Genomic DNA, 11,269 nt, shown 5'->3' on the forward strand with positions numbered 1-11,269 from the left:
CGGTCATCGAGGCGCGGCGAACAATTGCCGAGAAAGAGGGAGTTGCAGCACGCGTGGCATTGCGCGACAGTCTGCGCGCCCTCGTTTCCGAACGACGTACGCGAGCCGAATTCCTGCGGGTCGCGACCTCGACCCACGAGCGCGCTGTTCAGAATCTCTTGTCGCAGGGTGTGTACATCTCGCTGCTAACCGCCCGCTTTCTTCCCGAGCGTCGCCTGGGCCGGCGCGAAAAGGAAATGATGAAGTTGGAAGAAGACGAATGGGGACGACATTGTGATTTACGTCCGGAGGAGGATTGCCTGGTCCTGCCCGAGCCGGACTGGGGGTATGTCCTTTCGTTGGAAAACCTGCACTCCGGTGCAGTCGATTCGGTGTGGCTCGAACTTGTTGTCTTCGATGCGAAAGGCAGGAATCTGGGTCCGTTCGTCTTCGAGGGCATCGGACCCGTTGATTACGGTGTGCCGGGGGGCAGATGGATCTTCGAACCAGGGGACCTGCCACGAACGACCGCATGTGTGGAGTTGGTGGAACTGGAGGTGGTGTGGGATGACGGTCTTGGCTACGTGTACGTGGGCGAGGACCTCCGGATGGCGCGTCTGTTGTTGCCGGCGCGCGGTTGGCCGATATTGGATGCGGGTCCGGTGGGTGCCCGCTTCGCCGAGCGTAGCCGGCTCGCTTTTGGATTGAACGAAGTGGTGCTGGAGGGCGATTGCGTGGTTCGGTGAGCCTGTTACGGCGGGTCGTCTCGGCTCGGTCCAAGCGACTCGCTTGGCGACCGTCGCTCTCCTCCCCGTCACCCGCCAAAGATGCCCTTCAACACGAAGAAGAACAGCGCAGCAAGGCCAGCACCGATCGGCAGCGTCACGATCCACGAGACGACGATCTTCCCGATGACCCGCATGTCGATCGATCCGATGCCCCGGGCGAATCCCACACCGAGGACGGCGCCGACAGCGATGTGCGTAGTCGATACCGGGAGTCCGGTGCGGGACGCAAGAACGACGGTCGCCGCGGCCGCGAGTTCGGCGGAGAACCCGCGCGTGGGCGTCAGCTCCGTGATCTTCTCGCCGATCGTGCGCATCACCCTATAGCCAAGCGTTCCAAGGCCGAGCACGATCCCGAATCCTCCGAGTAACAATATCCAGATCGGCAGCGACGACGTCTGCGCGACCTCGCCTCCCGATCGCACGATGCTCACTACCGCCGCCAGCGGCCCGATTCCGTTCGCCACGTCGTTCGATCCGTGCGCGAACGCCATCGCACACGTAGTAAACACTTGCATGGGTCCGAAGACCTTCTCGACACTGGAGTAGTGGAAATCACGGTCCGCCACCTCGTCGATCTCACGTTTCCGGATGAACAGCCATCCGAGAAATCCGGTCAGAATACCGATGCCCGTTGCGGCCGCATAGCTTGCTGGCACCGACAGGTTGATGTCGAGGTGTTGGAGCCCTTTGAACAGTGTGACGAGGGCAATCAGAAAGCCGACGAGAAACACATAGATGGGCCCCCATTGCTTCGCTTTCTGAAACGGCTGGTCCGTGTTGAGAATTAGCCTCCGGATGCTTCGCATCAGCACGAAAGCGAGCAGCCCACCCAGCAGCGGCGACACAACCCAGCAGGCAACGATCTGCCCGACTTTGTCCCACTGGACGGCGTCCTTTCCGATGCCGACGACCGCAGATCCGACCAGTGCCCCCACAATCGAATGCGTAGTCGAAACTGGCCATCCCATCCAGGAGGCAATCATCAGCCAGACGGCCGCGGCCAGTAATGCCGCGAGCATGCCGTAGACCAGCAACTCGGGGAATCGATGATGGGTGCCGGATCGACGACGCCTTTCCGGATGGTGCTTGTGACGTGCCCCCCGGCCAGTATGACGCCCGCAAACTCAAAGACAGCCGCAATCAGGATAGCCTGCCTGACGTTAATGGCTTTGGATCCGTCCGACGTGCCCATCGCATTGGCCACGTCGTTTGCGCCAATGCCCCATGTCATGTAGAGGCCGAACGCGACCGCCAGCCCCATGAACACCATCCGGTGCGCAATAATTATGTCCACGTCGGGATCGGCTTAGCTGGCAGTCATGAGTCGGAGGCGATCGCCGACCTTCTCGGCGCAGTCCGCAAGATCACCGATCCACTCGATGAGGCGATACCAGAAGATCACGGACACAGGATCGAGCGAATCTTCCAGTTTGAACAAAGCCCGGGCGAGCTCGACCTCAAGTATGTCGGTTTCGTCTTCCTGCTTGTTGAGTTTTCCGACCATCTCTTCAACACGGGCGGCGTCACGTCCGCCGAATTCCGTCTCCAGGGCTCGTCCAGTTCTTCAATGATCCGGGCCGCATAGCGCGAGACGCTTACACACCTATCGACGAATGTGAGCAGCGGCTCTTCCATGCCGGACGGAATCGTCATCTGGCGCTCGAAGAGGAGACCGGCAATATCCTCAGCCGTATCCGCCATGGAGTCCTGCATATCGAGCACCTCCAGGAGGTCGCGGCGGTTAACCGGCAGAAACAGACCGCGAGGCAGATGATCTCGCAACTCGTTCTTCACACGATCGGCCTCACCCTCCAGCTCGCATATTCTGTCTTTGGCTTTTTCTACGGCTGCCTGATCTCCTTCGGCCAGAGCCTTGAATAACTCAGGGACCACCTCTACGGCCCCGACGGCGGCACGCATGTGCTCTTGCAGAGCGCTGAAGGGGTTCCGGCCGAACAGATTCTTGAACGGGGAAGTTGACGGCATAGTGTACCTTTCGCTCGTCTGCGATTTGTTCAGATTGGACGCTCAGGTGCAGCGGAGAGTTATGGCATAGCAGGGTGCAAATGCCATGAATTGATGTGGCGGACGTCACAAAATGAAGGATACTCCGTTCTCGGCCCGCGTGGATGTCTGTGCCGTCGGTTCCGCATTTCGCGGGGCTTGCTGAGGCGGTGCTCGCTGTACGGCGCTGGACAACCGACTAACTGTTGCCTAATTCCGGCTTTGTCGGTATTAACTGGACTACTCTGACATGAAAGCCTTATGATCGGCCAGACCATATCGCATTTCAGGGTACTCGAGAAACTCGGAAGCGGCGGCATGGGAGTGGTGTATCTGGCGGAGGACGTGCGGCTCAAGCGAACGGTCGCGCTCAAGTTCCTCCCTCTCCATCTGAATTCCGATGAGGAGGCGAAACAGCGCTTCCTGCAGGAGGCGCAATCCGCCTCCGCCCTCAATCATCCGAACATCTGTACCATCCACGAGATCGGCGAGACGGAGCCTGCCCCCGGGGAGCAGGGTCAGATGTTCATTGCGATGGCTCACTACAGCGGTGAGACGCTGAAGGAGAAGCTCGGCCAGGGACCGGTTGCCATCGATGAGGCGGTTCGCATTGCACAGCAGATCTCGGATGGCCTCGCTGCAGCCCACGAACACGGCATCGTGCATCGAGACATCAAGCCCGCCAACATCATCGTTACGGAAGACGGACGCGCCGTCATTCTGGACTTCGGACTCGCAAAACTGACCGGCGCCGTAGATCTCACCAAGACGGGAAGCACGCTGGGGACCATTGCATATATGTCGCCAGAACAGGTTCGTGGGGAGTCGCTGGACCCACGGACCGATCTGTGGTCGCTCGGGGTCTGTCTCTTCGAGATGCTGACCAATTCGCGACCGTTCAAGGGCGACTACGATCAAGCGATCGCGTACAGCATTTTGAACGAGGACCCGCCGCCGGTCGGTACTCTGCGCGAAGACGTTCCATCGGAACTGGAGAGTATTGTCGACACACTACTGCGCAAGGATCCGGCGAGTCGATTCCGGGATGCCAGAGAGGCGGAGGTCGCGCTCATAGGAGCGCGTTCAGAGTCTGCGTTGTTATTCGCACCCATGTCCAGTCGGCGCCTGCCCAGCAGCCTGAAGTGGTCGGCCATCGGCATTGCGACTTTGCTTGCCGTCGGCTTGCCATTCGTTCTGTCAAGGACGGCAGACGAAGGCACCATCGAAGTTACCAGGACGTGGCAGGTGACCCACGCGCCGGGACTTGAGGTGGATCCGGCCCTATCGCCCGACGGAAACCTGCTGGCCTACTCTTCCGGACCGGAAGGCAATATGCGGATTCACATCCGGCAGGTTCAGGGTGGGCGCACCATCACGCTCACGGACGATGTCCCGGGCAATCACAGGTGGCCGAGGTGGTCGCCGGACGGCTCTCAGATCCTGTTTCAATCAGAGGGTGCCGTCTTTGTCGTTCCATCGCTGGGAGGATTCGCAAAACGCATTATATCAATGGCGCCCGGAGAGGGAGTCTACGGAGCGGACTGGTCCCCGGACGGGACGTCAGTGGCGTACGCGAAGGCAAGCGGCATCGAGGTGAAAGACCTGGATAGCGGGGAAGTCGTCTCTGAGTTCGCTGCTTTTGAGCCACATTCCCCGGCGTGGTCTCCGGATGGTCGAAACATCGCGTTCGTTTCGGGTAATCCATTCTTTGTATTCGGAACTGCGTCGTTCGCCAACCTCGCAGCGAGCACTATCTGGATTGGCAGCATCGACGGAACGGAGTCGGTTCGTGTCACAATCGATGATGCACAGGCTGTGAGTCCGATCTGGTCACCGGACGGCCGATATCTGATGTGGGTCTCGAACAGCGGCGGCAGCCGGGACGTATACCGCGTCCGGATCGACGATACCAGTGCGCCTCGAGGAAATGCACACCGGCTGACCACGGGTCTGGACGCCCACTCGATCAGTATCGCGCAAGACGACCGGACTCTCGCCTACTCATCGTTCCAGGCAACGGCCAACGTGTGGTCCGTCGAGCTGCCACCAGTCGGGTCTGTTTCCGTCTCGAGCGCCGTTCCGATTACGACGGGCAATCAGCGTATCGAGTCGATCAACGTATCCCACGACGAGCAGTGGCTGGCCTTCGACTCGGATCTGGCGGGAAACCAGGACATCTATGCGATGCCGCTTGCGGGAGGAGAAAGCATCCAGTTGACCACGGATCCGGCAGACGACTTTTCGCCCTCGTGGTCACCTGACGGCCAATCCGTAGCGTTTCATTCGTTTCGCGACGGGAATCGGGAGTTGTATATCGTGTCGGTAGTCGACCGGGTCGTAGAGCGGGTGACTGATCATCCGTCTCAGGATCGGGCACCGGACTGGTCTCCCGACGGAGCGCGTCTGACTTTCTTCTCGGACAGAACCGGTCGACAGGAGTTGTACATTATCGAGCGCGAGATCGACGGATGGGGAGAGTCGCGTCAGTTGACGTTCGATGGTGGCCTGCATGCCGAATGGTCGCCCGACAGTGATATGATCGTCTACATCTCGGGTAGCCGGACGCACAACATGTCGAGCTCCGTGCACGAACTTCGCGTTGTATCAGCAGCCGGCGGAAAACCTGTGGTACTCGTCTCGGCCCGGGAGGCGGGACTTCCGGCGGCTGAGGCACCCGAGTGGTCGACAGACGGCCGGTCTGTGTACTACAAGGCCTTTGACGATGAGGGCGGCGCGAGCATCTGGAGGGTCCCGGCCACGGGACGTGACCCCGAGCCCATCGTAGTCTTTGATGACCCGCGGCGCCGTACGCTCTACCGTCACGAATTGGCCGTGGATCGAAAAAACGTATACTTCACGATTGGCGATTTCGAAAGCGACATCTGGATGATGGAGTTCGCGGATCAGAAATGATTGGCAAGACAATATCGCACTTCAAGGTTCTGGAGAAGCTGGGCGGCGGCGGAATGGGCGTGGTGTATCTGGCCGAGGACACGCGCCTGAAGAGAACCGTTGCCCTGAAATTCCTCCCTCCCCACCTGAGCACCGACGAGGAGTCCAAGCAGCGATTTGCGCAGGAGGCGCAAGCCGCTTCCGCACTCAATCATGCGAACATCTGCACGATCTACGACATCGGCGAAACGGAGCCTGCCCCCGGAGAGTCGGGGGGGCAGATGTTCATCGCCATGGCCCACTACGAGGGGGATACGCTAAAGGAGAGGCTGGAGCGAGGTGCGCTTCCATCTGAGGAGGCGCTGGACATCTGCGCACAGGTGGCCGACGGGCTGGCGGCGGCTCATGAGAAGGGGATTATCCATCGCGACATCAAGCCGGCGAATATCCTGATCACCGATCGTGGGCGAGCGGTAATTCTTGATTTCGGACTGGCGAAACTGACCGGCTCCCTCGATCTCACGAAGTCGGGCAGCACGCTGGGCACGGCCTACTACATGTCGCCGGAGCAGGTTCGCGGGGAGCCCGCCGATCATCGGACCGATACATGGAGCCTTGGGGTCGTGCTGTACGAGATGTTGGCGGGCCGAAGACCGTTTGTGGGCGACTACGAACAGGCGATCAGCTACGCCATATTGAACAGCGAACCCGAGCCGCTGCCGTCGTCCGTGGCACATCTTGAGGACTTCGTTCGCAGTTGTCTCCAGAAAGAGCCCGGCGGACGCGTTCAGGACATCGCAGACCTCGCCGGGCAGCTGTCCGGCTACAGGCGGCGCGGTACAGCCGAGTTCACATCGCTGCCGGCGTCAATGAACGGGTCGCTTCGACGAGCAGCTTCGGCACCACGAAAGATGCGTATCGGGGTTCTGGCTGTGATTCTCGGTGCGGTGTTGAGCTTCTTCTTTGCAGCCCTGATCGTAACCCGTTACCTGTTCCCGAATGAATCAGGGGCCGTTGAGCCGATCCGCCTCGTCGTCTTGCCATTCCAAAACCTTGGTCCATCCGATGAAGACTACTTCGCGGACGGACTCACCGAGGAGCTGTCAGCACGTCTGGGGTCAATCGATGCCCTGGCAGTGATTGCGCAGAGCAGCGCCAACCGGCTCAAGGACAGCGGCAAGTCAATCGAAGAAATTGGCAATGAACTGAAAGTGGACTATATCCTTGAGGGGACTGTTCGCTGGGAGAGTCGTGACAACAATAGCACCGTGCGGATCACGCCGAAGCTCATCCGTGTCGACGACGACACACAGGTATGGTCGGAGACCTATCAACGACAGGTTGAGGGGATCTTTGAGATCCAGGAGGATGTGGGTCGGAGCGTCGCCGCTGCACTGAACGTCCAGTTGCTTCAGGGAGAGAGCGAGCAGCTTGCGGAACGCCCGACGGATGATCTCGCAGCCTACCAGGCATATTTGCGCGGAGTTGGTCTGCGCCGCACATTGTCACAGGAGCCTGAAGTGGCGGCTCAGGCATTTGACGAGGCCGTGGCCCGCGACCCCAACTTTGTGGAAGCGCACTACCGACGCGCCCATATGTACAGTCTTGCCGTCTGGCTCGGGCTGCCTGAAGACCAGGCGCGCTACGAACCGCTGGCCCGGGCGGCCCTTTCGGAAGTAAGTCGCCTCGCGCCGGGCAGTCTGCAGGACCTGCTGGCGCGGGGGTACGCCTCGTACTATCTCGACGTCGACTTTGACCGGGCGCGTTCCGAATTTGAGGCGGCGTCGACGTTGAGTTCCGGTAGTTTTGAGGTCATCGAAGCTCTCGGCCCGGTCTACCGTCGCCTGGGTCTCTATGAAGAGTCAGCCCGTCTTTTCGTTCGGGCGCTCGAGCTAGACCCCCTCAATCTCGCATGGGCGGCCGAAGGTGCTATCACATACATGGTGATGAAACGGCACGACGACGCCGAGAGACTGCTTGACCACGCAGTGCAAATCGATCCCGATCACCCCGGTGCCTACTGCTGGAAATCCATGAATAGCATTCTGGGTTGGGGATCTGCGCAGCGAGCACGCGAAGCGGAAGACGCTGCTTCCGCAGACCCAACGATCGCCCCCTGTTGGTATGCAAATCTCGCCGTACGCGATTTCGGAGCTATCAAGGACTCACTGGACAAGGTGGATATAGCGCAACTGGATCGCGACTGGTACGGTTTGGTATTTCCTCGAGATATAGGCGATTACTACTTCCGCAAGGCTATTGCGCATCGATTCTCCGGGACCCGCGCCGAGGAACTGGCTGCCTGGAGTCGGCTGCTTGAAGTCACGCTTGGCGATCTCCCATCTGAGGAACGTGAGACGGACCGGCTACGCGTTACGGAAATGCGGGCGCTGCTTGGCCTGGCACTGGCTCACGCAGGTCTGGGAGAGAAGGAGTTAGCACTTCGCGAGCTGACTACGATTCGACAGAAGACCCGTCACGACGTACATGCCGTCGCATCTCGCCGAATGTACATCGCGTTAGCCTATACCTTGCTTGACGAAAGAGACGAGGCTATCAGCCTGCTAGACGAGGACATTGGCGGAACAGGCCTGACGACCGTCCACTGGCTGGCTATGCCGTTCTGGGATTCGTTGCGCGACGAACCCGGATTTCAGGCGCTTCTTCAGAAATACGAGGCCTCATGATCGGCAAGATAATTTCGCACTTTAAGGTTGTTGAGAAGCTGGGCGGCGGCGGAATGGGCGTGGTATATCTCGCCGAGGATACGCGCCTGAAGCGCACCGTAGCACTCAAATTCCTTCCTCCTCACCTGAGCACGGACGAGGAAGCAAAGCAGCGCTTCGCGCAGGAGGCTCAATCGGCCTCAGCTCTCAATCACGCGAATATCTGTGCGATCCACGACATCGGCGAGACGGATGACGGCCAGATGTTCATCGCAATGGCTCACTACGAGGGCGAGACGCTGGGCAAGAAGCTCGAAGCCGGTGCCATGCCGGAATCTATGGCATGCGACATCGCTCGTCAGGTAGCAGATGGTCTGGCAGCCGCGCACGAGAAAGGCATCGTTCACCGAGATATCAAGCCAGCCAATATCCTGATCACGGATCGCGGGCGCGCGATGATCCTCGACTTCGGTCTGGCAAAGCTGGCAGGATCGCTCGATCTCACGAAGTCCGGCAGCACACTTGGCACCGCCTACTACATGTCACCCGAGCAGATTCGGAGCGAGGAGGTTGACGGGCGGACCGATATCTGGAGCCTCGGAGTAGTCCTCTACGAAATGCTCACAGGCGAGAAGCCATTTGTCGGCGACTACGAACAGGCCATCAGCTACGCCATCTTGAATAGTGAGCCGACGCCGATTTTGGACTCCTCGGAGTCTGTCTACAGCGTGGTGGGGCGCTGCCTGGCGAAGAATCCGGACGATCGGTATCAGAATTGTCATGAACTTGTCAGCGACCTGAAAGCGGATGATTCCCCACCATCTCAGGTAACGAAGCCGTCGCGTGTTTCGCCGCCGCGTCGCCGCATGAGCAAGGGCCTTCTGATCGGGGGAATTACAGTCATTGTCATAGCTGCAGGTGTGGCAGCGTTTCTCGCCCTGAGTCCGTCGGGTGGACCGGAAATGGTACTCGGTAAATCCTACCCGCTCGCAACGACGAGAGCGCTGGAAGATTCGCCGGCCTGGTCGCCGAGCGGTGACAGGATTGCCTATCACTCTCGTGCATCCGGAAACTCGGACATCTGGGTCGTCCCCATTGGCGGCGGCGCCCCGGTGAATGTGACTGAAGACTCGGAGGCTTTTGACATCTATCCAGCGTGGTCACCGGACGGTGCCCGTCTCGCATTCCTCTCAGGTCGAGGTGGCGGAGGCCTTTTTGTCATGCCGATGCCGCCGGCGCAAGCCCGCCGCATCGCAGAGTTTCCGATAACCCTGAGTCGGCCGGTGTGGTCCGTAGATGGCGCGGCGCTGTTCTACACGGTGGGCGACTCGCTCAAGAGAGTTGACGTTACGTCCGGAATAACGGAGACCACGCTTCTCGCAGGCACCAGCCAATCGAGATGGGATCTATCGTTATCTCCGGACGGGCGCTTCCTCGCCTACGTCGACGCGATTGCGCGAGAATCCGAATCAGATCGGATGTGGATAATGGATATGTCTAGCGGCTCGGCTGTGCCGATCACCACGCGACATGGGGCATACCGGAGTCCATTCTGGGATCCCAATGGCAGGGTGCTCTTTTTTGTTTCCAATCTGGGGGGCATTACGGATATCTGGAAGCAGACGTTGAGCACGTCGGGGCAACCTGCCGGAGAACCGACCCGGGTCACCAACGGCATCGGAATCAGAGATGTATCCGCGGCAACGTCTGGCACCGCAATGGCTTTCTCGAAAGGCCACCGGATCGGCACGCAGAACCTGTGGAAGATCCCGATTCTCAAAGACCGACTTGCGACGTGGGATGATGCGGAGAAACTTACGGACGATTCTGCCCTTATCGAGTGGTCGGATCTGTCTGCCGACGGCAAACGACTGATCTTCAGTTCTGATCGATTGGGCAATCAAGATCTCTGGCTAAAAAATCTTGAGACCGGTGAGATGACTCAGCTCACCACCGATCCGGAAAACGAATGGGCTCCCAGGTGGTCTCCGGACGAATCAGAGATTGTGTTTTATTCGGACCGGTCCGGAAACAGAGATATCTTCGTTCTGTCGGTCGAATCGGGATTCATTCGACGGGTTACCGATCGTCCCACGGAGGAGTTGCAGCCCGACTGGTCTCCCGATGGTCGTGAGATCTGGTACTACTCGGTCGAGTCGGGAGTGCCTACTGTGTTTTCCGTTCCGTCGGAGGGCGGTATGCCTAGAGAACACTTTTCCGGTGCGCTGCCTCGCTGGTCACCAGCAGGAAATCTCATGTATTCTAGCAATTTGGCCGGGACGTGGCTGACCAATGCGGATGGAAGCTCGCGACTAGTCGGAGACAGAATCATTTGTGGTGCGTGGACCGCAGACGGCCAGAAGCCAATCTGTACATCAGGCCGCGACATAGTCGAACTGAGTCTGGACGGCTCGACGCGCCGCTTGACGGATCTGTCTGGAGCACAGGGCCGGCTTGGACGGAGTTATTCTTTTTCCTCCGCCAAAGACTTCGTTGTCTTCAGCTGGGATGAGGAAGTCAGCGACGTCTGGGTGATGGAGACCGAGTACGAGTGATCAGATGCCAACGCTGGCGCGAGTGGTCCCGGTGTGTCTCGATGCTGTGTCGCCGTCTCTGGCCGTTCGAAATCTTGACCGCATAAATTACAAAGCACGATCATGAAACTCCCTTTTTGCTACCTCACTCTGTCGCTGTTCTTCCTTGGCGCGTTCTCAGCATCCGCACAGGACACGCTGCGCTTCACGCCGACCGTCGGCTACCCGACCTTCGACGTTCGGGAGCCGGTCGCAACGATCCAGCCGGGCACGGTGCTTATCTCGGAGACCAACAAGGGTGACTATTACGAGCGCGGAGGCGGCGCTTTTCCCGGAGAGGTCGGCCCGTTCTATGTCGAAGGCGCCACGACCGACGACATGCTGAAGGTCGAGATCATCATGGTCC

General features: G+C 59.4%; 5 protein-coding genes and 2 pseudogenes. 5 read left to right on the forward strand and 2 right to left on the reverse strand.

What is annotated here, in order from left to right:
• Positions 1–725, forward strand: a 725-nt coding sequence (locus HKN37_03420; protein NNE45690.1) for a hypothetical protein, incomplete at its 5' end; no start/stop codon positions are given.
• A gap of 68 nt (positions 726–793) precedes the next feature.
• On the opposite strand, the pseudogene HKN37_03425 reads toward HKN37_03420, so the two are convergent.
• A pseudogene (locus HKN37_03425) lies at positions 794–2,061 on the reverse strand (inorganic phosphate transporter).
• Between the two features lie 12 nt (positions 2,062–2,073).
• Positions 2,074–2,753: pseudogene (locus tag HKN37_03430) on the reverse strand (TIGR00153 family protein).
• Between the two features lie 279 nt (positions 2,754–3,032).
• Between HKN37_03430 and HKN37_03435 the strand changes: the two are divergent.
• From HKN37_03435 to HKN37_03450, 4 genes are all read left to right on the forward strand, one after another.
• Positions 3,033–5,684: a protein kinase gene (locus tag HKN37_03435; GenBank protein ID NNE45691.1), complete on the forward strand. Its 2,652-nt coding sequence runs from the start codon at positions 3,033–3,035 to the stop codon at positions 5,682–5,684.
• On the forward strand, positions 5,681–8,350 hold the full coding sequence (locus HKN37_03440) for a protein kinase (protein ID NNE45692.1): 2,670 nt from the start codon (positions 5,681–5,683) through the stop codon (positions 8,348–8,350). The genes HKN37_03435 and HKN37_03440 overlap by 4 nt, the downstream gene beginning before the upstream one ends.
• The gene (locus HKN37_03445; GenBank protein ID NNE45693.1) at positions 8,347–10,884 is read left to right on the forward strand and encodes a serine/threonine-protein kinase; all 2,538 of its coding nucleotides are present in this window, start codon (positions 8,347–8,349) and stop codon (positions 10,882–10,884) included. Before HKN37_03440 ends, HKN37_03445 begins: the two co-directional genes overlap by 4 nt.
• Before the next feature lie 102 nt (positions 10,885–10,986).
• Positions 10,987–11,269: hypothetical protein (locus HKN37_03450; protein ID NNE45694.1), on the forward strand; the 283-nt coding region annotated here is incomplete at its 3' end.

This window comes from Rhodothermales bacterium (assembly GCA_013002345.1).
Taxonomy (GTDB): Bacteria; Bacteroidota; Rhodothermia; order Rhodothermales; family JABDKH01; genus JABDKH01.